Here is a 25,121-nt window from a genome sequence, read left to right on the forward strand (position 1 = left end):
CGTCAACGGGAAAACGCCCTTCACCAGCTAGTTGTTATCTGGTGGAGGACGTTTTGGTATACAACACAGCACTCAAATATAACTCAATCCAGCTGTATATGGAAAAGGCAGTGGAAAGAAATCACGGAGCAGCTCGGCCTGCGATTCGCTGAATGGAAGCAGGCGATTGTCCGCCTTGATCCCCGAACCGGTGAGCTTGGCCGTAGAAGATGCAGAGCTTGAGCTTGTCCCGGCCATTTCCGGAAGATGCCCAGATGGAGCTGGAGATCTAGAGCTCGTCCCGGCCATTGTGGGCAACAGCTCGGCTCGTTGTTCCAAGGCCATCTTGCGTACAAAGGCATCCGGGCCGTCGTCCGGCTCCGCATCCGGGCCGTCAAACAGCAGCAGGGCCCAAGCGCGAGAGCTGAGCGGAATCAACTCATCGCCTAGACGGAGTGCGTATTCCTCGTCCGATAGACGTTTTATGCCCCATGAGGGCATGACTCGTCCTGCTGTTGCGGCTGCCGCCTCAAAGTAGGGCTCCAATTGCTCCCATAACAACGGCAAATTCATAATTCGCACCGTGCCCTGATTGTGGCTGCTTGTATAAGGATGCCCGTCCAGCAGCTTCATCATGCGGCGCTCGTGGGAGGCCGCGAACAACAGCATGGAGGAGAGCTGCATCCTTGTCATCGCTTCCTGAATCAGCGGCAATGCGACGGCGGCCTTGCCGCCCCACTCGACGATGAAGGGCTCCAGGTCGGAATCCGCAGGAATCGGGCCGGAGGCGATAACGGCGTAGGCTTCCAGTTGTCCGTTCTTTTCCGCGACAAAAACATCATGATGGAATCGATACATGGCGGCTACAGCCTCGCTGTGCAACTCCTGCGCCAAATCCGCGATGCTGCGACGGTATCCCGCTGGTTTACTGTTGGCAAGCGCTTGAAGACGGAACCAGTCGCTCGGCTCCAGTTTGCGGGCGGTCATGCCGGATGGCATGTTCGACTTGTGGGGAATTCGATAACGGCGCACCGAGCCGAAGGCAAAACAACCGTTGCGACGGTACAGGGAACGTGTACCGGAGATGAGCATGAGCGCCGCTCCCATCGCTTCTGCTTGATGGAAGGCTTCGTTTAGCAGGACGCTTGCATGCCCTTGTCCCCGATAATCGGGATGGGTGCAAACGGAGCCCAGGGCGCAGACGCTGAGCACCGCCTGTCCGATGAAAATTTGCTGCGGAACAAACCCGATGAATGAGACGAGCTGGCCCTCTTCGGTAATACCGAGGGACAACCCAATCGCAGGATCAAAAATGCGAGGGAAGCTGTCGCCCATCGAGCTTTGCTCCCCATCACGGAAAACAAGATCGGCCAAGGCGACCGCTTCATCCAGCTCCTGCCGACTTAACCGCCGGCGCAGTTGTTTAAAACCGATCGAATTCGTATCCACCTTGACTCTCCCCTTCTCTTAACAAATATTTCTCGCAGTAATGGTTGGTAGATTAACAGAAAAGGCACCTGTCCAATCGAAACATTGCTGTCTATCATATACTGTTCCATCCTCTAAGAAAGGAGGGGTTTTGCATGCCAGAATTCCTCGATCTAAAGTCAAGTCAGAACGCCAGCTTTGCGAATTCCATCGCCATTCCAATTACGGCAATCAACACTGCTCAGCTTATCGCTCAACAAACGCTTGATCTGAGCGATGGAGAAGCAGGGGAAACACGAGTTGATTTCAGCGGCGTATGTGGAGTTCAGCTCGGAGTCTCGCAACCCGTCGCGACGATAACGATTTCGGTCGTTCGAGGCAATCTGCCTACCGATCCGCTCGTTTTCTCGGGAGCCCAGGCTCTCGACACCAGCTTGAGCGGACCCCAGTTAATCAATGTTACTGGCTCGGATTTCTTTGCACCGAACACGGTTCAGACCTATACTGCGTTTGTCTCGTCTTCGGCATTGGGTACTATCCGGGTAGGTCCTGAAAGCTTTTACTTTATCGGTACCTCCGACTCGTAATGGCAAAAAAGCGGTAAGCAGCCAATGGCTCTGACCGCTTTTTTTATGAATTTGGAGGAATGAAATTCATCTCGAAGTTTTCGGTGAGCGTCTCCGCTCATGACGCGCGTTGAAGCCGAAAATCGGATCCAGAATACGGAACACCAGCTTGCTCTCCTTTGTAAGCAGCGGCCCCAAAATGGCCAAAATGAGTACATACAGGGCAGCAAAGGGCTGGACAATGGCGGCAAGACCGCCGGCCAGCGCCAGATTGGCCATGATGATGGAGAACTCGCCCCGGGCAACGATCGTCAGCCCAATCTTGGCTGAAGCATAGGGTGGGATTCCAGCGCTGCGTCCCGCCAGCATGCCGGCGATGAAGTTGCCGATCAGCGTTAGTACAACAGCGATAAGCGCCATCCATACGGCGCCGCCGAGCGCGGTTGGATCGATGGTCAGGCCGAACCCGAAGAAGAACAGCGCTCCGAAAAAGTCGCGGAAAGGCAAGATCAGCTTTTCGATTCGATGGGCATGATTCGTTTCGGCCAGCACAAGTCCAACGAGCAGAGCTCCGATTGCCTCGGCAACATGGATCGTTTCGGCAAAACCGGCAATCAGGAAAAGCGCTGCAAAAATGACGAGCAGAAACAGCTCATTGGAGCGAATATCGAGCCATCGATTAAGCAAAGGCACTATTTTGCGACCGACGATAAGCACGCCGAGCATGAAGAATAGGGCGATTAATGCGGACAGGATGACACCGCCTACGCTGGAGGAAGAGCTCAGTACAAGCCCTGAGACGATGGAAATATACAGGGCGAGGAAAACATCCTCGAACATGATGATGCCGAGAATCATCTCTGTTTCCTGATTGGCGGTCCGCTTGAGATCAACCAACACCTTGGCGACGATTGCGCTCGAGGATATGGTGGTGATGCCAGCGATGATGAGAACTTCTGCGAGCGGAAGGCCGGTCAGGAATCCGAACAGCAGCCCCAGCGTGAAATTAATGCCGATGTAGATGCTGCCGCCTACAGCAATCGATTTACCGGACTTGATGAGGCGGCCAACTGAAAATTCAAGACCGAGGTACAACAGGAGGAAAAGCACGCCGATGCGGCCGAAAAAATCGATCAGCTCCGCGCTGTTAATAAAGCGAAAGTCTAGGTAGCCCCAATGGAACGCATGAGGTCCGACGGCCATTCCGACTAGGATGTAGAAGGGGATGACAGAAAATTTGAGCTTGATGGATAAAATACCAGCCAAAACGCAAAGCCCGATGGCGAGACCAATTTCCAGTACAATATGATCCATCGGTCATTCACATCCACTCTTTAGGATGTCGCGGAACGCTTTTTGCTGGCTGCGTTCACCGGCTACAATTAGGAGAGCCTCCTCGGTCAGGACTAAATCTGGTCCGGGACTGATATGTTTGTGCCCGCCGCGCTCTACGACGGCCAGCACGCTTGCGCCGGAGCGCCTGCGCACATCAAGCTCACCGATGGAATGGTGCACACAACGATAACCAGGTTCGACGCGGTACCATTCGATAATAAGATCGTCGAGTACCATCTCGATATTTTCCAAGGCTCGCGGTTTGTACTGCATGCCCCCTAGAATGGATGCCAGTAAACGCGCCTCGTCATCGTCAAGGGAGAACACAGGCTCGAAATCGTCGTCTTGATCCGTCTGCATGTAACATTCCCGTCGCCCGTCGTCATGCACAACGACGATCAGCACGTCGCCACCGCGAGAACTGATGCGGAATTTCTTGCCGATCCCCGGCAGGTGGGTTTCTCTGATGTCCATCTATGTTGCCTCCTGTCAGTTGTTGAATCCGTCTTTAGCTTTAGGTTGCCTTAATGGGCCGAATCCAATCGTCGCCTGCCAAAAAAGTGCAGATTCAAAGCGCATGTCGGATAATTGAGCCTCCATGCAGGTTTTTGTAAGCTAATTACCCAATTTATATGTTCCCTAATCAGATCGGAATAGAAAAAGAGCCTCGTCCATGTTTTAAACGGACAAGGCTCTTGAAATTATGAAGTGCTGAAGAATGATGCAGAGTGATGCATGATGATAACGAGTGTTAGAGATTGCTGTCGTCGATGCCCTCCAGCCACTGGCTGATTTCGCCGATTACGCTGGTCACTGATCCCTCCTCGAATGGCGAGAGCAGCCCTGCGCTTGCGACGAGGGAGGTGAAGGATTGGCTGCCGCCAAGACGACATAGCGCGAGGTAATTTTGCCAAGTCGTGTTGAAGTCTTCTCTGGACCGCTTCCAGAACTGGAAGGCGCATAGCTGGGCGAGTGTATAATCAATATAATAAAACGGAGCCTGGAAAATATGGCTCTGTTTCTGCCAAGCGCCGCCGCGCTCCAAATAATCATTGCCGTCGAAGCTGCGGAAAGGACGGTAAATTTTTTCGATCTCGCGCCATTGGGCTTTGCGCTCCGCTGGGGAAGCTTCCGGATTTTCGTATACAAAATGCTGGAATTCATCTACGGATACCCCGTAAGGGATGAAGCTCAGCGCCGAGGCCAAGTGGTCAAAGCGGTATTTGTCGGTATCCTCTTTGAAAAACAGCTCCATCCACGGCCAGGCAAGGAATTCCATGCTCATGGAATGAATCTCAGCCGCCTCCATCGTCGGCCATAAGTATTCTGGAATATCGAAGCCGCGGCTCATATACACCTGGAAGGCATGGCCCGCTTCATGGGTCAACACGTCGATGTCACCGGAGGTTCCGTTGAAGTTGGCAAAAATGAATGGAGATTCGTATTCGCTTATATACGTACAGTAACCCCCGCTCTCTTTGCCCCTTTTGCTGAGTAGATCCAGCAGTTCTCTATCGGACATGAATTTGAAAAACTCGTCCAGCTCCGGACTCATTTCACGATACATCTGGCGGCCCTGCTCCAAAATCCAGTCAGGATCGCCTTTTGGAGTGGCGTTGCCGCTCTTGAAGCTGAAGCCCTCGTCGTAGTAATTCAGCTTGTCCACACCGATACGCGCTTGCTGGCGCTCAGCGAGGCGGACAGCTACTGGTACGATATGCTCGCGTACTTGGCGGCGGAAGTTCGCAACCATAGCGGCGTCGTAGTCTGTGCGGCCAAGCCGGTCATAGCCTAGCTGTACATAGTTTTCATAACCGAGCTTATGGGCAATTGTTGTACGTACTTTGACAAGCTCGTCGTAGATGCGGTCCAGCTCCGGCTCATTGCCAGCCATGAAGCCGTAAAGAGCCTCGCTTGAATCGCGGCGTACGTCCCGGTCGGTCGACTGGGTGTAGGGAGTCAGCTGGGAAAGCGTGCGCTCCTCGCCGTCAAACGGGATTTTGGCGGAGGCGATCAGCTGGCTATATTCGCTCCGCAGCTTGTTCTCAAGCTGCAGCTCCTCGATGATTTCGGGTTTAAATGTTTTGAGCGCAAGCTCGGCCGTGCGGAGAAGTTGGGTACCGTAGCGCTCCTCCAGTCCATCGCGGAAAGTGGATTCTGTAAGAGCACGATAATAATCGGTCACAAATTCCTGAAAGACGGGTCCGACTTCATCGGAAAAATCTTGTTCAGCCTTGTAGAACTCGTCGGTTGTATTTACAGAGTGGCGGATATATACGAGTTGGAACATCGTTTCAACTTCACTGCGCAGCTTGTTCACTGCGGCAATCACCTCAAGCTGTTCCTCCAGGCTGGAGGCGTTGCGAATCGCTGTTATTTTCTCCTTAAAGGCAGTTGCTACAGCTTCGCGGTCCGGTCTTTCGTAACGGTATTCGCTGAACTTCAACATATCGGCACCTCTTTCAGAAGGTAGGTATGCCATAATGGCTCTCTTATTATAGCGAAAGCTTTTGGAATATGGAGGAAAATTTAGTTATAACCGAATTGCCCGCCCTCTACTGAGGGGTTAAACTTATGCTATTGTATGAAAGTAGATCAAGCGGACGCAGTCTGTCTGCATATAGAGAGGGCGATTGGAACAGTGAGTCAACAAATGAAGGTGACGCTGCCCCGAGTAGCGGTAGCGGGTAGCTTGAATATGGATTTGGTCATTAGCATGGAGCGTATGCCAAAAGCAGGCGAAACGCTCAGCGGCAGCGCGCTGCACACATTGCCTGGCGGCAAAGGGGCAAATCAGGCAGCAGGCTGCGCCCGAATGGGTGCGGAGACGGCGATGATCGGCCGAGTCGGCCGGGATGCTTTTGGCGGCCAGCTGCTGGAGCAGATGCGCCGGATGGGCGTAAATACAGCCGGGATTGGCGAACATGAAAGCGCTCCGACTGGCATCGCCTCCATTTACCATACTCGCGAGGATAACTGCATCGTCATCGTTGCTGGTGCCAACGGAGAATGTGATGAGAGCTGGATTGAAAGCAATCGTGATGCAATCGAGGAGGCACAAGTACTACTCGTACAGCTTGAAATTCCGCTGCCTGCTGTGCAGCGCTCCCTTGAAATTGCCCGCGCGGCCGGCGTTGTCACGGTGCTCAATCCGGCTCCGGCGCGTGAGCTGCCGCGTGAGCTGTTGGAGCTGGCGGATTACATCACGCCGAATGAGACCGAGTTCGCCGAGCTGTCCGGAACGTCTGCGGAGACTGAGGCGGAGCTGCGCGAAACGATCTCCACGTGGCAATCACAGGTTGGCAGTCGCGTAATCGTTACGCGCGGCGGAGCTGGATGTTCTTTCCTCGGCGTCGACGGTCAATTGCTGACCGCTTCCGCACCGAAAGTGGAGGTCGTGGATACGACCGGAGCCGGTGATACGCTGAACGCTGCGCTTTGCGTGAAGCTGGCGGAGCTGATTGGGGAGCGTGGCGAGCTACGCCAGGTGAATGAGGTTAGTTTGGGGGCAGCTCCAGTCGGAGACGCCGAGCTGCTGGAGTCGCTGCGCTTCGCCGTACAAGCGGCGTCCCTGGCGGTTACCCGCTTCGGCGCGCAGGACGGGCTTCCTTCGCGGGACGAGGTTGAGCAGGCTCTGGCCTTGGCGGCGGGGGCTTCGGGCGAGTAAGCCAGAACTGCTAGTTAGCGCGTAAGCGAAGAGCGGATGTTGCTGGTTAGTGTGGTCAGCGAACGAAGAGCGGATGTTGCTCATTTGAGTGAGCAGCGAGCGAAGAGCGGATGTTGCTGTTTAGCTTGGGCAGCGAGCGAAAAGTGGATGTTGCTGTTTAGCTTGATCTTGAGTAGTGGAGCGCCCCCGGGGGGCGCTTTTCTTGTTTCAGAACGATATAAAATTTGATGAATTGCTTCGAAAGCGGTCCCAACGAACAAAGTAAGTAGTCGAAGTTACTTGAACGCGCCGGAAGCGGCCTCAACGAACAAATCAAGTAGTCGAAGTTACTTGATCGCACCGAAAGCGGCCTCAACGAACAAATCAAGTAGTCGAAGTTACTTGAACGCGCCGGAAGCGGCCCCAGTGCGCAAAGCAAGTAGTCGAAGTTACTTGAACGCGTCAAAAGCGGCCTCAACGATCAAATCAAGTAGTCGAAGTTACTTGAACGCGCCGGAAGCGGCTCCAACGATTAAAGTAAGTAGTCGAAGTTACTTGAACGCGCCGGAAGCGGCTCCAACGATTAAAGTAAGTAGTCGAAGTTACTTGAACGCGCCGGAAGCGGCCTCAACGAACAAATCAAGTAGTCGAAGTTACTTGAACGCGCCGGAAGCGGCCTCAACGAACAAATCAAGTAGTCGAAGTTACTTGAACGCGCCGGAAGCGGCCTCAACGATCAAATCAAGTAGTCGAAGTTACTTGAACGCGCCGGAAGCGGCCTCAACGATCAAAGCAAGTAGTCGAAGTTACTTGAACGCGCCGGAAGCAGCTCCAACGATTAAAGTAAGTAGTCGAAGTTACTTGAACGCGCCGGAAGCGGCCTCAACGATCAAATCAAGTAGTCGAAGTTACTTGAACGCGCCGGAAGCAGCTCCAACGATTAAAGTAAGTAGTCGAAGTTACTTGAACGCGCCGGAAGCGGCCTCAACGAACAAATCAAGTAGTCGAAGTTACTTGAACGCGTCAAAAGCGGCCTCAACGATCAAATCAAGTAGTCGAAGTTACTTGAACGCGCCGAAAGCCACTCCGATGAGCAAAGCAAGAAATCGAAGTTACTTGAACACGTCAAGTGATCGTACCACCAGTAAAGCGGGGAAGTAGACGAACAGATCGGACAACCAGATCGGACAACCAGCTTTAGCTTAGGTGAAACAAACAAAAAAGCGCCCGGCCAAGGCCGAACGCTACTGCAGTTAGATTGGGAAAACAGTTGCATATTGTCCAAAGCTATACGTGGCTACAACTAATCCCCTACGATGACAGGGGGTACTTCTCATTTTCGATGAAGACTTGTGTAATGATGCTCGCTGTAGAAAGCTTTCGTCTAAGCAGATCGCTTAGAAGGCCGCACTCAGTTAACTTGGTTTTTAATTCTTCACGAACAAGGACTGCCATCCTTCAATCATCTCCCTGGAGGGTTGACTGAATGCCTTCATGTTTATCTCGTTGCGAATTAGCTGAATTTCAAAAAGAAGCAACCTTATCGTTTGCGCTTATCTCGAGGTTTCGTATCAGGCATCGAAGGGATGAAGGAACTGCGCATAACGGCTCTGCGACGATCTTCGGTAGCTGCCAGCAACTGGTTCAAGTTCATCTTCCTTACCTCCTGATTAATTAATATGCCTTATTTTAACACAGGCTTATCAGGAAAGGAACACGGTCAAGCAGCAGCAACCCAGGCTCCATCTGCGTGCTGCTCAATGCTAAATCAAGCTAGATTCCGCTTAGGAGGCCCCTTGAGCGAGGTGTCGCGGGACGGATAACGCGTGCACCAGAGTACCCACCAGATGAGTAGCGGCTGTGCAGCGGCCCGCAACCATAGGGCAGTATAGGAAGCGGATTCGCTGCCGGGAGCCGGTATGCCTTTTGCGGCTGCATAGAGATTGGCAGGGAATATAAGCACCAGATACAGTGCGGTAAAAAGGCCGGTCCAGCCTCTAGTGGCTGGAATAAGGATGAGTATAGCGATAACCAGCTCCAATATAGCTGTAGCGTAGATGATTTCTAAGCGCAGAGGCACCCAGTCTGGCAGCATTGCGGCAAATCCGTCCGGCTCACGGAAATGGTAGACGCAAGCGCTTGTCATCAGCACAGCGAACAGGATCAGACCGATCATGCGAGGCCAGGTCGTTTGAAAATAATTCAAGTCCGAGGCAGAAGTCATGGTGAGCTCTCTCCTTTGGCATGAAGGCGTGAAGGCAAAATCAGATTCGGTATCTCGCGAAAGGCTCTCCATATCGGAAAGGCCGGCTAATTCGCTCAAGTTCATCCTGAATCGCGGGATCGGCAGCTAGCTCAAGGCTGCGCAGGTTCGCCTCTAGCTGACTTACACTCGTAGCTCCGGCAATAACGGATGAAACAGCAGGTTTATCCATTAGCCAGCGGATAGACAGGGCGGCGGGCTCGCAGCCGGCTTCCTCCGCCAGCTCCATCACATCCTGTCCGAGGCCAATGACATCTCCCTTGAGAAGACGACCGAAGGAGGAGTCCTTTTCCAAGCGTGAACCCGATGGAGCATCGGCTCCGGCGGCATATTTTCCGGTTAGAATACCACCTGCCAGTGGAAAATATGGGATAAGCCCAATTCCCTGATCGAGGCAAAGCGGGACAAGCTCCAACTCCGGCGTGCGGTCGGCTAATGAGTAGCTTGTTTGGATCGATACGTATTTTTCTAACTGTAGCCTGTCGCTGATGCCAAGCGCCTTCATTAGCTCCCAGGCTTGATAGTTGGAGGCGCCGATGTAGCGGACTTTTCCGGAGCGCACCATGTCATCCAGCGTGCGAAGTGTTTCTTCTAGCGGCGTGTCGGGATCAAAGGTATGGATTTGATACAGATCTACATAATCGGTGCCAAGGCGGCGCAGGCTTCCTTCCAGCTCTTTCAACAGATGGCTGCGAGAAGCACCGCGGTTGCCCGGACCGTCGCCTGTCGGTAGTCCGGCTTTAGTTGTGAGGACAGCGTCCGACCTGCGTCCGGCCAAAGCTTTGCCGATAATCGTTTCGCTGCGTGTTCCTGCATAAATGTTGGCAGTATCCATAAACGTAATGCCGCTGTCGAGCGCCGCATGGATGATGCGGATGCTTTCTTCTTCGTCCGTACGCTTGCCGAACGCATTTGTGCCGAGCCCGAGCGCCGATACATGCAGTCCGCTGCCGCCCAATTTGCGATAAGTCATGACCATGCTGATCTTCCTCCTAGGTATTGTTCATGAATATTCCAATGGCTCCAATCCATACTAACGCTAGGAACATCAGCCAGAAAGGTGGAGCTGTTTATGTATGCCCGATTGAAAAAACGCCTGCAAAATCTGATGAGGCGAAGCCGCAGAACGGGGGCGCTGCTGGGCTGTTCGCTTGCAGCATGCGGACTCGCAGGCGCTGCGGTAATCGCTGCCGCCGCTGCGCCAGCCGCCGCGGCCAGCCAAGCTAGAATCTCGGCAGATTCAGCCGCCGCCGCGGCCAGCCAAGCTAGAATCTCGGCAGATTCAGCCGCCGTTGCGGCAATTCCTACCGATATAACTGCCGAGCTAACCGTGGCAACTTCTGCTGTCCCAGCCGCCGTCTCGGTTGCGCAGCCCGTGGCAACTTCTGCTGTCCCAGCCGCCGTCTCGGTTGCGCCGTCCATTGTCACAGCAGCTATAGCTGCGGCGGCTCCTTTTCAGCTCGATAAGGATATCGTGCCAGAAAATGCGCAGTCTGGCGCGGCGGAGCTGGCCAAAAACGCAGACTGCGTAGTCGTCGGCCGCTTCTCGGAAGCGGACCGGATGGTTCCGACCGGTAAAAGCGCTCCGCAAGGCCGCCTCGTTAATTTTGTACAAACCTTCACCGTACGCAAACTGATCAAGGGCAACGCAGGAGGGCAAGTGACCGTCATTACAACGGGAATTGAACCCTTGCCACCGCCTTCTCAGCTGGAAGCGAACGAGCGATACCCAGGGGCGTGGGCCACTGGTCCGGATTACTTGCTCTTTTTGCGAAAGCTGGAAGGATCGGATGAGTATGCCCCACTCGGGATGCTGCAAGGCGTCTATCCCATTCAGGGAGGTCGCACAATCAGCATTGAAGGCAAAGGCTTTTCGCAGCTGAATGGCCTTCCTGAGCCCGGCTTGCAGAACATCATAAACGGATTGCTTGGACAGGAATGATGCCTTCTGGGACCGCAATCGCAACCGCAACCTGTATGAACAGCAGCCCATGGGCAGAAACAAGCATGTACCAGTAGCTCGTCAGCCAGAAACAACCATGCTCTAAATAGTCGCAAGCCAACAACGGGAATGTTCCAGTAGCCAGCGTGGAGTAAGCAGGAGGCCAATTCTGGCCGAAGCCAGAATAGGAATCGGCAAGGAACGGGCAGCTGCTTCCCGTCTGGACGGGACGGTTTTGCCAACGATTATACCATAACTGTCCGCCTGAGGCGTGCCGCTGCGAGCAGTTGGAGTGCTCAGGCTTTTGTTCGGACGGGAGCAGGGAGGCGGTTCGCTAGCCGGAAAAATGGCATAGCCGATGCGCTGTCCCTCGGAGATGCCGAGCCGAAGCGCGGTTGCAGCATGCCGAAGGAGGAAATTGTGGTATCCGGCGGGAGAAGTAAGGTTACATGCCCGTCAGGTAAAGCCTGTGCGACGCCTTGAGCTGCGTCATACTCGCAGCCGGAAGCACCGGATACGAGCAATAGACGCTGACCCTGTTGCAGCCGGAGCGATTGTAAAAGAGGAAGCAAGCCCGGCTGCTCCCGCCTGGCAAGCAAAACAGTTCCGGGGAAGCGGCGAACCGGAGCTGAATTTGCTTTTATTGCTGCTGGGCTTGTATTTATTACAGCTGGATTGGCATTTATCGCTGCTGGCAGCGATTTTGAAACAGCATATGCCTTGAATACTGCGACGTTTTTTTTTGGCTCGATCAGGGAGTTTGAAATAGAAGCTTCCCGACTTTTCTTGAGTTCACTAGCGCTTGCAGCGACGGGAATTGACAAGCCACGAGCTTCCCAGCGGGCGATGAGAGCGGTCAGGAACAGGCGGATGTCGCTTTGTATCCATAACATATTCGGATTGCCGGGTGGTAAAACGCGGATGTCTACGCAAGCGCCGGCCGTTTGGTAGGGGAGCTGTTCGCAGCCGAGGGTGAGCACGTAATCGACTGTTCGGGCATTCGGAGCATTGGGAAATAACAGGCCAATGCTCTGCCTGTCATCTGTCGGAAGTGTATCAAGTCCTCCTGGTGTAGCTGCTGTCGGGATGCCGGTGAGTCGCATCAGCTGCTTCAACTCGGCGGAGGCACCAGAATGGCGGACACCGCCGCCAACTACAAGAAGCGGGCATTTGGCTCGGTATAGGCCGTTCATAATTCGGTCTAGCTCTATGTCGTGGATCGGAGGTTCGGAATCGAGCAGTTGAAAAAAGTCTTCACTCTCCTCATATCCACCGAAGGAGGAAGCAAGCTGCAAGTTGCGGCAAACAAGTGGTGGTGAGAGCTCGACGAGCACAGGCCCTCGGCGCCCGCCTCCGGCTGCGAGATAATAGGCCTTCTCGAGCTGGAGCAGGTTGGCCGCTTCTTCATCCAGCGCTGTGGTCCATTTGAAGGGGCAACTGCTTTGGCGGACTGTCGCAGTGGAATCGGCTTTGCCGTGGCTTGCGCTTGGTTTGATAAGTAGCAGCGGGAGGCTGGATAAGGCAAAGCCTTCTACGGCGCTGATCTCAGAGGGGGATAGCTCAGCGCTTGTCCCGATTGCTGCCGAGGGTACGCCGTCGGAAGCGAGCGCGTAACCCTCAGCGGCGCTGAGGGCCGCGAGTAGACTGGATCTTCCGTGAACGGAAATTCCAGCTTTGCGAGCGGTTGCGATAAGGGAGCAACCCAATGGTGTTTCTGATGTGCGGTCGTAAAATAGTTGCCTCAGCCCTTTGGCTGCCCATACTGTCATGATGCTGTCCGACCCATTCATTGGCTGCTTTCCTTCCTTTCGCTTGAAAACTTCGCGGCGGCATTGCGCTTCAGGCGCGACCGGCAACTGGAAGCGGCCTTTAGACTTCTATTTGTTACCATATGAAGCGGTCAGCGGGTTGGAAAGGGACATCCGGCGGGGCTGGAAAAAGAAGGGCGGCGGAGAAAGTGGTGGTGCCTCGGCAAAGCGGAGAAAGCGGCGCAGTAGGCTAGTGAAATCCCTCTCGCCAAGGCGATGATAGCGGCGTTTCCAGCAAGTTAAAGCCCCTAAGTCAAGGCGGCAAAGTGACGCTGCAGGCAAAAAAAAGCCCCTTCGCCAAAGTGGTGAAAGCGTTGCAGTATGGCAAAAAAAAGCCCCTTCACCAAAGTGGCGAAAGGGGCAGGCTTTACCAGGTGCGCGGACCGATCAGGTCGGTCACGGTTGTTGTTTTGGGATATGACTTCGTAAGTCCCATGCCGCTGCGGGCCTGGGTACGAATAGCCGTAAGATTCGAGCTTGAGTAGAAGAACAGCATCTTCTCGTCCCTGCGGTCAGCAGGCTTCACCGGCTTGTCGTACAGTACAAAGGCTGCCCAGGCATCGGCGATATCCTCCTGTACCTGATAGGCGCTTGCTTCGCGGAAGAACAGCTTCGTATATAACGTTGTCATCGGTTTGCCAGCGCGGGCCGCCGATATAACCTCTGGCGTCCAGAACTTGGTATAAAATCGGGTCATGAGCGAGTTCTTGTGGTAATAGGCCCACTGGCTGCTGCCGGCGGCTGGACCGGCGAATGCGGAACCGAGCATCCCTCCGCCGCCATCTAGTCCACTGGATGCGCTGCCGATATGGTCGAGCTCCGCTCCAGCCGGACCTTGCTGGGTGACAAGCTTGCCAAGCTCGCGAACGAGCGCCCAGCGTGTCTTTTCCTTCGCAGTTGGAGTGAGGTCGGAGGGATCGATTACGAGCCTGACCTGACCTTTGCCGAGTGTCTCGACACGGGAGATTCCGCCGCGATGAACTTCAAGCCGTAGCTGCTTCACCAGTGACAGATAGGACTTTGGATAGATCAAGCGTACCTGCTTCCAAAGCTGATCGGCGGCAGTTTGCTGCGCGGATGTCATCGCATAACCCGTTTCTTTGCGAGCCTTCAGTAATCCATCAACCGTGATGTCATAGAGGCCGACGGAAAAAGAAGAGCCATAGATCTCGCCGCTCTTCACGCCGATGCGGCTCAGCTCGGTTGCGGAGAGCGCTTCGATAGAATCGAGAATTTCCTCATGAGTGGCTAACATCTCAGTGTAGCGTCCCTGCTCGTACTGCTGGAAGGCGAGGTTAGCCTTTTCTTCTAGACGGTTGTAAGTCGATGCGGACAAAATGGGCTTCGCTTTCGAGAGAAAACCCGTTATGCCCTTAAAGTAAGTCGTTGCGTGCATCGTCGAGCCTGCATTCGAGCCGGAACCACCGGCGTTGCCGTTGCTGGACCCGGAACCTGAGCCTGAGCCGGCATTACCATTACTGGAACCCGAACCGCTGCCGGCGTTACCATTACTGGAGCCTGAGCCGCCGCCAACGTTACCGTTGCCCGTCCCAGCATTCCCGCCGTCTCCTGCGGAGCCTCCCGTCATACGGCGGGCTCCCGCATAACGCTCCTGCCAATAAGGCGAGCTGAGTGCGGACAGCTTCACGCCGTCCACTGTGGCAGCCGCGAACTCGCGGTTGCCGATGTAGATACCAGCAAAGCTGACAGAGCCGTTATTATGGAAAAAGACGGCGTCGCCAGGGAGCAGCAGGCTCTGTCCGCCAACTGGCGAACCGCTCTTGAACTGTTCCGCTATCGTGCGGGGCAGTTCAATCTCCGCGGCGGAATTGCGGTAAATATAATAGAGGAAGCCGGAAGCATCCAAACCTGCTGGAGAGCTTCCGCCATATTTATATGGCGTGCCGAGATAGTCGAGCGCGTAATCGGCGATTGCTCCTCCGAGCGCTTGCAAGCTAAGCGGTCCCTTTTCGGAGATGGGGGAGTCGGATTCGGCTGACAGAATGCTTACGTTTCCGTCTGTTGTTTTCCCCGCCGACGAATCGGCAGTACCGCCGCCCGTTGCGGCTGGAGCTATTGTTGATGGGGCCATGCCCGCCAGTATGCGGGCTGTATCGGCATCGGCATAGGGAGCGGATGAAGCGCCGTGAGCGTCCGGTCCTGGAATGTTTTTTGCTCCTGATGAAAGTCTTGAGGGCTCCGCATAAACGGTTCCTCCTGCTGCTGCAAGCATGGCAAAAGCGGTTCCGGTCCATATCAAACGTCGCATGATCTCACTCCTGGTCCTAGTCTAGGTGCAATTGAATAGGCAAAATTCGCCAAAGTCTCCCGTATTATAACAGGATAATAGTTAGTGTTAATCGGACTTGCGACACATGAAATCTTTTATATCGATTTAATTCAATCAGCATCTAAAGTCCTTTATCTCGTCTTTAAAATAAATCCACGACCTTTCTTTCCTAAGATAATAGAAGTTTAATGGAAAAACTGAGTCTATAGGAGTGGGACTTGCGACATATTGGCGCAAAAAAGCGAGACAGAATTACATGGAAAAACAGTTCCAGCGATGGCGGATTAGGTTATAATGGTGGAATACATAGGCCCGTCTCTTCCTTGCCGGATTTTCTTGGCTTGGAGGGATTGACAGGCCGCAGGAGGAGGTAAGACTGCAGCATGAATCAGGTACCGGTCATTTCATTCCGGGGAGTAACCAAGCAATTTGAAGACGGGGTTCCCGTGTTGAATGATGTCTCTTTCGACATTGAGCGAGGCAAATTCTACACGCTTCTGGGCCCGTCAGGCTGCGGCAAAACGACCATTCTCCGGCTCATCGCCGGATTCATGGAGCCGACAAGCGGAGAAATTCGCATGGACGGCAAGCTTATTAATGACGTTCCCGCCAATAAGCGGCAGGTCAATACGGTTTTTCAGGACTACGCGCTGTTCCCGCATCTGAACGTTTTTGATAATGTTGCCTTCGGCCTGCGCATCCGCAAGCTCAAAAAGGACGATATCGAAAGAAAGGTCAAGGAAGCACTGCGCTTTGTCAATTTAGAGGGTTATGAAAAGCGGGAGATCCGCGAGATGTCCGGCGGCCAGCGCCAGCGCGTAGCGATCGCCAGGGCGATCGTCAACGAGCCGAAGCTGCTGCTGCTCGACGAACCGCTGTCAGCGCTTGACCTCAAGCTGCGCACGGAGATGCAATACGAGCTCAGAGAGCTGCAGCGGCGGCTTGGTATTACGTTTATTTTTGTTACGCATGATCAGGAAGAAGCTCTCGCCATGTCGGACGAGATTTTCGTGCTCAACAGGGGCAACATCGAGCAGAGCGGAACACCGACGGATATTTACGATGAGCCGATCAACCGCTTTGTGGCGGACTTTATCGGGGAGTCGAATATTGTGCCTGGGCGGATGCTGGAAGACTTCCGCGTGGAATTCGCGGGCAAGGCGTTTGAATGCGTGGACGGAGGGCTGCGGCGAGGGGAGCCGGTTGAGGTTGTACTGCGTCCCGAGGATTTGCAGATCACTCCTGCGGGAGCTGGCAAGCTTTCGGCAACGGTGGACACACAGTTGTTCCGCGGCGTTCATTACGAGATCATTTGCATGGATGACGCTGGCAACGAGTGGATGGTCCATTCGACGCGCAAAGCGATCGTAGGCGAAGTCATCGGCTTGGACTTCGACTCAGAGGCGATTCACGTCATGCGCTTTGGTGAGTCCGAAGAGGACTTTGACCGCCGTCTGGAGGCGTACGGGGAACTGGACGAGGAAGAGGAGCTGGATACAAATAGTTCCATTTCCCAGGGGGCCAGCACGGCCCGAGTTCAGACAACCGATCTAGGCGCGGCCGGAGCTGCGAAGGAGCCATCCCGCAGTGACAGCGGGCCGATGACTGGACCGTCTTCCGCTCAGACGGGCCGGCCGGGAGGGAATAGCTAGTGCCCGTTCGGAGCCGCAACTTTTTCCTCGTACCCTATATGCTGTGGATCATCCTGTTCGTGGCGGCGCCGATCGCGCTGATTGCGTACCGGTCGTTCTTCGACGTCGAGGGCTCATTGACGCTGGACAACTACGCGCGCTTCTTCACGCCGGTTTACTTGCGGATGACGTTCAGCTCGTTTTGGTACGCTTTTCTAATCACATTGTTCTCCCTTTTGATTGCCTATCCGGCGGCTTGGCTGTTGACGCGGACAAAACATAAACAGTTATGGCTGCTGCTCATCATTTTGCCGACCTGGATCAATTTGCTGCTCAAAGTGTACGCGTTTCTCGGCATTTTTGGCACATACGGTGCGATCAACAAGTTTTTGGAATGGATCGGCATCGGCACACAGCAAATTCTGTTCACCGACTTCAGCTTTGTGTTTGTGTCGGTTTATATTTTCATTCCGTTCATGATCCTGCCGATCTTCAACGCGCTTGAGGAGCTGAATCCATCGCTCGTGTTCGCTGCGCGCGATCTCGGTGCTTCCGCGTGGACGACGTTCCGCAGAGTTGTGTTCCCGCTGACGCTTGATGGTGTAAAAGCGGGCTGCCAGGCGGTGTTCATCCCCGCGCTGTCGCTGTTCATGATTACGCGGCTCGTCGCCGGCAACCGGGTTATTACGCTCGGCACGGCGATCGAGCAGCATTTTCTCGTGACGCAGGACTGGGGCATGGGCTCGACAATTGCCGTGTTCCTGATCATCGTCATGGTGCTGATCATGTTTGCAGCCGGACAGAGAAAGGCGGGATCTAGATGATCGAAGCCCGCAAATGGCGCTGGTCCCATCTGTACCTAATCGCTGTATTCGCGGTTATGTATGCGCCAATTTTCTATCTGATGTTCTATTCGTTCAACAGCGGCGGCACTATGCACGGCTACGAAGGTTTCACGCTGGACTGGTACCGCGAAGTATTCGCCGATACCCGTCTGCTGATCATCGTGTTGAATACGCTCGTTATCGCCCTGTTGTCGGGGCTGCTGTCCACAGTGCTCGGCGTAATGGGTGCACTGGCGATTTATGAGGTGCGCCGCCGGCGCACCAAAAACACGCTGCTCAGCTTCAACAACGTGCTGATCGTCAGCCCTGATGTGATTATCGGTGCTTCGTTTCTGATCATGTTCACGATGATCGGCATCAAGCTCGGTTTCATCTCCGTGCTGCTGTCGCATATCGCGTTCAGCGTACCGATCGTTGTTCTGATGGTGCTGCCTAAGCTGCAAGAGATGAGCACTTCGCTCATCGATGCGGCGCGCGATCTCGGCGCTAATCGCTGGCAGGTGTTGACTGGTGTTGTGCTGCCGTTCATCCGCCCGGGTATATTCGCTGGCTTTTTCATGGCGCTGACCTACTCGTTGGATGACTTCGCCGTGACGTTCTTCGTGACGGGCAACGGCTACTCCACCCTCTCGGTGGAAATCTATTCACGCGCCCGGCAGGGCATCTCACTGTCGATTAATGCTCTGTCCACGCTGATCTTCCTATTCACGACTCTGCTCGTAGTGGGGTATTATTTCATTACCCGGCGCAGCGCAACAGGTGCGCAGTCTGCTGCGGGACGCGGCGGATCAGCCGCCGGAGCCGGAAAGGGGGGAGCGCGATGAAAAGCCTGATTCGTTCGTTCGCGGCAATTCTCGTGGCTGCCCTCGGCTGCCTCTACCTGGCTACTTATCTTAATACCAGCGAGGGTTATTCCGGCTCTAATACGCTGACGATTTACAATTGGGGCGACTATGTTGATCCCGAGCTGCTCGAGAAGTTCCAGAAGGAAACGGGCATTACGGTTATCTACCAGACGTTCGACTCCAATGAAGCGATGATGACCAAAATCCAGCAGGGCGGCACGACCTATGATGTAGCGATGCCCTCGGAGTATGCGATTGACAAAATGAGGCAGGAAAACCTGTTGCTCCCGCTGGATCAAGCCAAGCTGCCCAATCTGAAGCATATCGACGAACGCTTCCTGGATCTGGGCTTCGACAAGGGCAATAAGTATTCCGTGCCTTACTTCTGGGGCACGGTAGGCGTTGTATTCAATCCGGAGCTTGTGCCCGAGGGATTGACGTTTGACAGCTGGGATGATCTGTGGGACCCGCGGCTTGGCAACAGCCTTATGTTGGTCGATGGAGCTCGCGAGGTGATCGGCTTTGGACTCAACAGTCTCGGCTACTCGCTTAACGATACGAATGAAGCTCATCTGCAGGAAACGTTAGCCAAGCTACAAACGCTCACGCCCAATGTGAAAGCGATCGTTGGCGACGAGATCAAGATGCTGCTAGCAGGCGAGGAAGCCGCTGCTGGAGTGGTCTGGTCGGGCGATGCCGCAGAGATCATGGACGAGAACGATAAGCTCGACTATGTAATCCCTAAGGAAGGGTCCAACGTTTGGTTTGACAACATGGTCATTCCCCGGACGGCGAGCAATCTGGATGGAGCACATAAGTTCATGAACTTCATGCTTGATCCCGCAAATGCTGCCCAAAATGCCGAGTACGTCGGTTACTCCACGCCGAATAAGGATGCAATTCCGTTGCTTCCGGAGGAGATTTCCTCCGATGAGCGCTTCTATCCGCCGGCTCAACTGACCTCGCGGCTTGAGGTTTATAACAACCTCGGCAAGCGCATGTTGTCGCATTACAACGAGCTGTTCCTAGAGTTTAAAATGCATCGAAAGTAAGCGGGGGCGGGTCGTAGCCCCATCCGCATAGCGACGCCGCAACAGCCATCCCGCTGTTGCGGCGTTTTCTTTTTCCAGAGCGCATCCTAGCTGTCAAAAGATGAGCCGCGTTGACAAAGCGAAAAGGGGCTGGGATAATATTGAGAATGATTATCAATTGGGAAATAATAATGACTCAAATAGGAATTCACGAGGAGGTTGTTCAATGGAAGCAGGTTTAACTTCTCCTCCGTCTGGAACGCTGCTCGGTATGCCGACTCGCTTGCATAAGCTGGAGGGAAAGGAACTGGAAGCGGGTGATCAGGGTTCATGCAGCCTGCTTTTTGTCTTATGGCGAGGCAGTTTACAGCTGCAATATGCAGAAGAAGATGATGGGATAGTGAATATGCCACTTAGGCTGGAGGCTGGCGAACTGTTGCTGCTTCCGCCCGGGCGTCCTATTAGGCTTGAGGCGACCGCGCCTCTTGCAACAGAAGGTATGCTTCTTGAGCTGGAGCTGTATGGCTCGGATAGCTTTGATGGTTTGCATGTGTCGCAGAGCGGACTACGGCTCAAACAGGCGGACGAAGGTTTGCTTGCAGCGGCCAGGCAGCTGCTTCACGGCTGGAGCTTGACCCGGCAGCAGCCGTGGCAGCTTCAGGCATTATTCGTCGAACTGATGCGCCGTGTGTATGAGGCGGCTGAGCGAAACGATAAGGGACTGGAAGCATGGATGGAAGATAGCCTTGCCTATATTCAGGCCCATTATCAGGGGGAACTGAGCCGCGATCTGCTGGCCAGGCGGGCTGGGGTCAGCCCGGAGCATTACTCTCGTTGTTTCCGCGCCTGGACAGGATCGACTTTGACTAATTATCTGTCGCTGCTGCGCGTGCGCCGTGCTCAAGAGCTGCTGCTGTCGGGACAGGGGAGCACTTTGAACCAAGTCGCGCGTGAGGTCGGGTATAGTGAAGGCTTGTATTTGAGCCGGAAATTTAAGCAAGTAACAGGCATGTCCCCTTCCCGCTACAGGAAATCTGTCTTACGTACGGCGGCGCTGAACATCAACCACAGCGCTTCTCTATGGGCGCTGGGTGTTGAGCCGCAGTGGGGTGTATTCTCCGATTGGTTCGCCGGGTCGCAGGGAGCGCGGGCGAATCACTCTGCGGATCAGCTGCTGGCAGGACGGGAAGGGCTTGATGGACTGGAAGGGCTTCAAGGACTGGAAAAAATGCGGGCTTCAAGCGAACAGCCGGATGTCATTTTGAGCTATGAGCTGTCCGAACCCGCGGGCAGGCTGCTCGAGCTTGCTCCTGTTGTGCAGCTGTCACATCTCCGAATGAGTTGGCAAAGCCAGTTCCGCCTAATTGCCGATATTATCGGGCGTCGCAGTCAAGCGGAGGAACTGCTCGGACCAATCGGTGAAGCAGCCGATCACTTGCGTCATCGATTATCGCAGCGTTATGGAACGGCGCGAAGCGCGGTCATCTGGGAGATCGGTCGTGACAATAAAGCGTACGCGATCGCCGCAAGTCATGGAAGGGGAGGGCAGCTTTTGTATGGAGAGCTCGGCTTGCGGATGCCTCAGGCTTTGCTGGAGTTAGGTGCGGAACGGACAGGTTTTGTGGAAATAACAATAGAAGACATCGCTCAATACGATGCGGATTTTATTATCATTACGGGACCTCCTAGCTGTAGGCAAGCGGCTCGCAAGCTAGGGGACATTTTTCGCTCGGAGCAGTGGCTCGGTCTGGAAGCGGTGAGAGCCGGCAATGCCCATTTGCTGGAGGCGGCGGATCTGTTCCACGGGTATGATCCCCTGTCCAGTCGGGAGCAGCTTCGCGTCCTGAAAAGGACATTGCTCTAATCCATCGGATCACAAAAGTCCATCCTGTCTTATCATGGACAGGCATGGTCAAAGGCTGCCGAGCTGTGTACCCTTAATTGAGAATCAATATCAGTTAGACATGGGGGCTTATGGATATGAAGAAGCGATTGGGTCAAGCAGCGAAAACAAGGAGTAGAACAGGACGAACAATGCTGCTGCTTGGCTGTGCGCTGCTGCTTATCGTGCTTACTGCATGCGGAGGCGGCTCGGATTCGACAACGAATGGAGCTAACCAGACGGCGACAACAAATAGCGCAACGAATGGAAGTAATCAGGCGGCGAATGCGGGAGGAGCAACGAATGCTGGAGAAGCAGGAGTGTCACCATCTCCGTCCCCGGCGGCTGAATCGTCCGAGTTTAAAAAAATAAAAACCGTAAGCGGCGAAATCGAAGTCCCCGTAAATCCGAAACGAATTGTAGCGGAGGAATATTTGGGCAGCTTGATCCCGCTGGGAGTCATTCCGGTCGGAGCGCCTGGACTGACGCTGCAAAACCTCTACTTTAAGGACGCGCTTAAAGGAGTTGCGGATACGGGAACCTATGGCAAGATGAACCTTGAGAAAATCGTTGAGCTGAATCCAGACCTGATCCTTTCCTCGAGCAGCGACAATTATGCTCAATTGAGCAAAATCGCGCCAACGGTCGTTGTTCCTTACGGTAATCTGAAAAATGCGCATGAGGAGTTGACCTATTTTGGAGAGCTGCTTGGCAAGCAAGAGGAAGCAGAAGCTTGGCTGAAAAATTATGATGCTCGCATTGCTGCTGCCAAAGAGCGGGTGGATAAGGCTGTACCGGCAGGAGCGAGCTTCTCGATCCTTGAAATTGCGGATAAAACGATATATACGTATGGAGACAACTTCGGCCGGGGCGGACAGCCGATCTATCAGGCGCTGGGTCGTAAGCCTCCTGCCAAAGTGGCGGGAGTGATCATGGAAAAGCAGTGGGCTGAGCTAAGTCAGGAAATGGTTGCGGAGTACGCTGGCGACTACTTAATCATTACCTCAAACAGCCGAACACTGGAAGAACTGAACAAGGATCCACTGTGGAGCACGCTGCCTGCCTTCAAGAACGGAAAGGTTTATGTTTGGAAGGAAGAGCGCTCTTGGTACTATGATCCCATTGCCGTACTTTCCCAGACGGAAGAGCTGGCCAATTGGCTCGCCCCTGCAAATTAAGTCCGGAGTAGATGAGAGCTGTCGGCGGCTCAGTGACTTAGTGATTTAGTCGTCGAGAGGAAGAGGGATCTCCTTGAACCAGAGTTTGTGGCCGGTATCCATTTCGTTTCCGTGTGCGTAATACAGTCGTACCTTTTGGACGTCCGTCCCCGGCGGAAAGGAGAAGGAAACCGTTTCCGGCTGCCGCGCGTTGACGGGAATCATATAAGCAGGAGCGCCTTCTGGAGCATCCGGCGACGATTTTAAATAGCTGGAAATGCTGCTGCGCAAATAGCTTGTTACCGAGTTTTCTTGCAGCGGCTGCGGCTGGGCTTCGAGCGGTTTTGTTCCATAAGGCAGGTAAAACAGGATGTGATCCTGTCCGCTGTTGTCAGAATCCCACTGGCGAATCCATTGGAAGCGGATTTCATACTTTGCTTTTTGCTGGCTTACGCTGAATTTGATGTCCTTCGGCTTGGCCGGGTTGTCGTCTGTAGCAAGGATAAATTGGAACAGAAAATGCCATAACACGGCGAAGCCAAGAAGAAGAAACAAAAGAATAGCGATAAATGAAGGACTTATAATCAGCAGCGTCCTGGCAAAACCGGGCAGTCGACTGTTTTCGCCGTCTGAAGGTTCTCTTTTGAGATCATGCAGATGCAGCAAGCGGAAGAGGAGCCAGTTTGCTGCCGCGACGAGCAGCAGGATAACTGCAACGAAGATGAGGATAAAAAACATCGGACTCATGATGAGAAACTCCCCTTTGTAACCTTTGCTGGTATGGATTGATTTGATGAAATTATTTCTAGTATTGAACGCCTTGATGCGTCAAATGGTTTTAATGGCCACGAAGACCGGTAGCTTTACCACCACCGCCTAACGAAAAAAGCTTGCTCCCTGCCCATTCAGCGGGGAAGCAAGCTTTTTGCGGTGGAATGGGATTACCGGACCGAATACAAAGAAGGACAGCTCCCATAGTTGCTTTTTCTCGCAGGTTAAAATGGTAAGTAGGAAACTAACCATTTCAGAGCTGCAAAGCAAAGGGAGCCGTCCTACTATGCAGTCTCTCCCCTAATTCATAGATTTATACCAAGCTATATAAGATGAATAAGGCTGGTTGGCGACATCATCCGATTGAGGTAGGATATAGTCTGGAGTAATTAATGGACGAGAGAAACGAGGTAACGGAACATGTCATCATCATCTTCTAATACAGCAGACGGCGTGGAGTCGGCATCCCCTGCGCCAGCGGCCCGCCGTTGGGGGCTGGCCATCATGCTCGGTTCGCTTACGGCCATCGGCCCATTTTCGCTGGATATGTATCTGCCTGCGCTGCCAGAACTGACTCGGGAGCTTGGCGCGACGGACTCGCTCGGTCAACTGAGCTTGACCGCTTGCCTGATCGGTCTGGCGCTCGGCCAATTGCTGGCTGGACCGCTCAGCGATGCTAGAGGCCGCCGAGGACCGCTGCTCGTTTCGCTCGGAATCTATGCAGCGGCTTCGCTGTTTAGCGCATTCAGCAGCTCGATCGCCATGCTGCTAGTATGCCGCCTCGTACAGGGGCTTTCCGGTGCAGCCGGTATCGTCATCGCGCGCGCGGTCGTCCGCGACTTGTATTCCGGCAAAGAGATGACGCGCTTTTTTGCCCAGCTCATGCTTATCAACGGCGCGGCGCCTATATTAGCACCGATCTTCGGCGCACAACTGTTACGGTTCGTGAGCTGGCGTGGAACATTCGTTTTCCTGGCGCTGCTTGGTGTTGTTTTATTCGTATCGGCTATGATTGCGCTGCCTGAAACACTGCCAAAAGAGCGCCGCGTCACCGGAGGACTGAAAGGGACGGTAGGCAACTTCGGCTTGTTCATAAAGGACCGCTCCTTCATGGGTGTTGTCTTGACGATGAGTCTTGTTTCCGGCGCTATGTTTGCGTATATTTCGGGGTCATCCTTCGTGCTTCAAGGTGTATATGATGTTTCTGCTTCTACGTATGGCTTTATTTTCGCTGCGAATGGCGTCGGCATCATCCTTGCATCACAGCTGACCGGCAGACTGGCGCTGCGTTATAGCACGGAGAGACTGTTCCGAATCGGTGTTCTGATTGCACTGTGCGGGGGCGTTTCGCTGCTGCTGTCTGCACTGCTGGATGTCGGACTATGGGCCGTGCTTGTCTCGTTATTCATCGTTGTGTCCAGCGTTGGTATCGTCGGCACCTGTGCTTCATCGCTAGCGATGGAAAATGCCGGCAGTGCCGCAGGCAGCGCCTCGGCACTGCTCGGAATGCTGCAATTCCTCGTCGGCGCGCTGCTCTCGCCGCTCTCTGGACTTGGCGGTAGCGGTAGTGCGCTGCCTCTTGCACTAGTTATCGCCTGCGCGCATGTACTGGCGCTGGCCTCGATGTTCCTGCTGCTCGGCCGCCAGAAAACGGCCCGGCAGTGAGCAATGCCATAAAGTGATGATCTAGCGGCGCCTTTGG

At 54.1% G+C, this 25,121-nt stretch carries 19 protein-coding genes and 1 pseudogene; 11 read left to right on the forward strand and 9 right to left on the reverse strand.

Annotation, left to right across the window (positions count from 1 at the left end; genetic code table 11):
- Positions 1–72: 72 nt before the first annotated feature.
- The gene (locus CGZ75_RS20815) at positions 73–1,428 is read right to left on the reverse strand and encodes a GNAT family N-acetyltransferase (protein ID WP_089526193.1); all 1,356 of its coding nucleotides are present in this window, start codon (positions 1,426–1,428) and stop codon (positions 73–75) included.
- A gap of 134 nt (positions 1,429–1,562) precedes the next feature.
- Here CGZ75_RS20815 and CGZ75_RS20820 point away from each other — a divergent pair, with 134 nt between their 5' ends.
- Positions 1,563–1,994, forward strand: coding sequence for a hypothetical protein (locus CGZ75_RS20820; RefSeq protein ID WP_089526194.1), 432 nt, complete (start codon positions 1,563–1,565; stop codon positions 1,992–1,994).
- 66 nt (positions 1,995–2,060) lie between these two features.
- Here the strand turns inward: CGZ75_RS20820 and CGZ75_RS20825 are convergent, their stop codons facing one another.
- From CGZ75_RS20825 to CGZ75_RS20835, 3 genes are all read right to left on the reverse strand, one after another.
- Positions 2,061–3,287, reverse strand: coding sequence for a cation:proton antiporter (locus tag CGZ75_RS20825; RefSeq protein ID WP_089526195.1), 1,227 nt, complete (start codon positions 3,285–3,287; stop codon positions 2,061–2,063).
- 3 nt (positions 3,288–3,290) lie between these two features.
- The gene (locus tag CGZ75_RS20830; RefSeq protein WP_089526196.1) at positions 3,291–3,782 is read right to left on the reverse strand and encodes a cation:proton antiporter regulatory subunit; all 492 of its coding nucleotides are present in this window, start codon (positions 3,780–3,782) and stop codon (positions 3,291–3,293) included.
- Positions 3,783–4,059: 277 nt separating this feature from the next.
- Complete coding sequence (locus tag CGZ75_RS20835) at positions 4,060–5,757, reverse strand: M3 family oligoendopeptidase (RefSeq protein WP_089526197.1); 1,698 nt, start codon at positions 5,755–5,757, stop codon at positions 4,060–4,062.
- Between the two features lie 192 nt (positions 5,758–5,949).
- Here CGZ75_RS20835 and CGZ75_RS20840 point away from each other — a divergent pair, with 192 nt between their 5' ends.
- Positions 5,950–6,975 (forward strand): ribokinase, encoded by a 1,026-nt coding sequence (locus tag CGZ75_RS20840; protein WP_245851012.1) that lies wholly within the window; start codon positions 5,950–5,952, stop codon positions 6,973–6,975.
- A 279-nt stretch (positions 6,976–7,254) separates the two neighbouring features.
- On the forward strand, positions 7,255–8,115 hold the full coding sequence (locus tag CGZ75_RS24820) for a hypothetical protein (protein ID WP_141136851.1): 861 nt from the start codon (positions 7,255–7,257) through the stop codon (positions 8,113–8,115).
- 607 nt (positions 8,116–8,722) lie between these two features.
- On the opposite strand, the gene CGZ75_RS20845 is transcribed toward CGZ75_RS24820, so the two are convergent.
- Positions 8,723–9,178 carry a DoxX family protein gene (locus CGZ75_RS20845; protein ID WP_245851014.1) on the reverse strand — a complete coding sequence of 152 codons (456 nt, stop codon included), beginning with the start codon at positions 9,176–9,178 and terminating at the stop codon, positions 8,723–8,725.
- Positions 9,179–9,218: 40 nt separating this feature from the next.
- Positions 9,219–10,190 carry an aldo/keto reductase gene (locus tag CGZ75_RS20850; RefSeq protein WP_089526532.1) on the reverse strand — a complete coding sequence of 324 codons (972 nt, stop codon included), beginning with the start codon at positions 10,188–10,190 and terminating at the stop codon, positions 9,219–9,221.
- A 99-nt stretch (positions 10,191–10,289) separates the two neighbouring features.
- On the opposite strand from CGZ75_RS20850, the gene CGZ75_RS20855 reads away from it, so the two are divergent.
- A complete protein-coding gene (locus tag CGZ75_RS20855; RefSeq protein WP_089526199.1) occupies positions 10,290–11,159 on the forward strand; it encodes a hypothetical protein in 870 nt (289 codons plus the stop codon).
- Between the two features lie 296 nt (positions 11,160–11,455).
- On the opposite strand, the gene CGZ75_RS20860 is transcribed toward CGZ75_RS20855, so the two are convergent.
- Together CGZ75_RS20860 and CGZ75_RS20865 are read right to left on the reverse strand one after the other, a co-directional pair.
- A complete protein-coding gene (locus tag CGZ75_RS20860) occupies positions 11,456–12,949 on the reverse strand; it encodes a hypothetical protein (RefSeq protein ID WP_089526200.1) in 1,494 nt (497 codons plus the stop codon).
- Positions 12,950–13,334: 385 nt separating this feature from the next.
- Entirely contained in the window at positions 13,335–15,236 is a 1,902-nt protein-coding gene (locus CGZ75_RS20865) for a C40 family peptidase (protein WP_089526201.1), read from the reverse strand.
- Between the two features lie 404 nt (positions 15,237–15,640).
- On the opposite strand from CGZ75_RS20865, the pseudogene CGZ75_RS20870 reads away from it, so the two are divergent.
- The 6 genes and pseudogenes from CGZ75_RS20870 to CGZ75_RS20895 all read left to right on the forward strand — a co-directional run.
- Positions 15,641–16,738, forward strand: a pseudogene (locus tag CGZ75_RS20870) (ABC transporter ATP-binding protein); the annotation flags it as partial.
- A gap of 209 nt (positions 16,739–16,947) precedes the next feature.
- Positions 16,948–17,712, forward strand: a complete 765-nt coding sequence (locus CGZ75_RS20875) for an ABC transporter permease (RefSeq protein ID WP_425436557.1) — start codon at positions 16,948–16,950, stop codon at positions 17,710–17,712.
- Positions 17,709–18,557 carry an ABC transporter permease gene (locus tag CGZ75_RS20880; RefSeq protein WP_089526204.1) on the forward strand — a complete coding sequence of 283 codons (849 nt, stop codon included), beginning with the start codon at positions 17,709–17,711 and terminating at the stop codon, positions 18,555–18,557. Before CGZ75_RS20875 ends, CGZ75_RS20880 begins: the two co-directional genes overlap by 4 nt.
- Complete coding sequence (locus CGZ75_RS20885) at positions 18,554–19,630, forward strand: ABC transporter substrate-binding protein (RefSeq protein WP_089526205.1); 1,077 nt, start codon at positions 18,554–18,556, stop codon at positions 19,628–19,630. Before CGZ75_RS20880 ends, CGZ75_RS20885 begins: the two co-directional genes overlap by 4 nt.
- A gap of 205 nt (positions 19,631–19,835) precedes the next feature.
- Complete coding sequence (locus CGZ75_RS20890; protein WP_176444943.1) at positions 19,836–21,473, forward strand: helix-turn-helix domain-containing protein; 1,638 nt, start codon at positions 19,836–19,838, stop codon at positions 21,471–21,473.
- 116 nt (positions 21,474–21,589) lie between these two features.
- Positions 21,590–22,669 carry an ABC transporter substrate-binding protein gene (locus tag CGZ75_RS20895; protein WP_245851015.1) on the forward strand — a complete coding sequence of 360 codons (1,080 nt, stop codon included), beginning with the start codon at positions 21,590–21,592 and terminating at the stop codon, positions 22,667–22,669.
- A 45-nt stretch (positions 22,670–22,714) separates the two neighbouring features.
- On the opposite strand, the gene CGZ75_RS20900 is transcribed toward CGZ75_RS20895, so the two are convergent.
- The gene (locus CGZ75_RS20900) at positions 22,715–23,395 is read right to left on the reverse strand and encodes a hypothetical protein (protein WP_089526208.1); all 681 of its coding nucleotides are present in this window, start codon (positions 23,393–23,395) and stop codon (positions 22,715–22,717) included.
- A 444-nt stretch (positions 23,396–23,839) separates the two neighbouring features.
- Between CGZ75_RS20900 and CGZ75_RS20905 the strand changes: the two genes are divergently transcribed.
- The gene (locus tag CGZ75_RS20905) at positions 23,840–25,084 is read left to right on the forward strand and encodes a multidrug effflux MFS transporter (RefSeq protein WP_089526209.1); all 1,245 of its coding nucleotides are present in this window, start codon (positions 23,840–23,842) and stop codon (positions 25,082–25,084) included.
- Positions 25,085–25,121 lie beyond the last annotated feature (37 nt).

This window comes from Paenibacillus herberti (assembly GCF_002233675.1).
GTDB classification, from domain to species: domain Bacteria; phylum Bacillota; class Bacilli; order Paenibacillales; family Paenibacillaceae; genus Paenibacillus_O; species Paenibacillus_O herberti.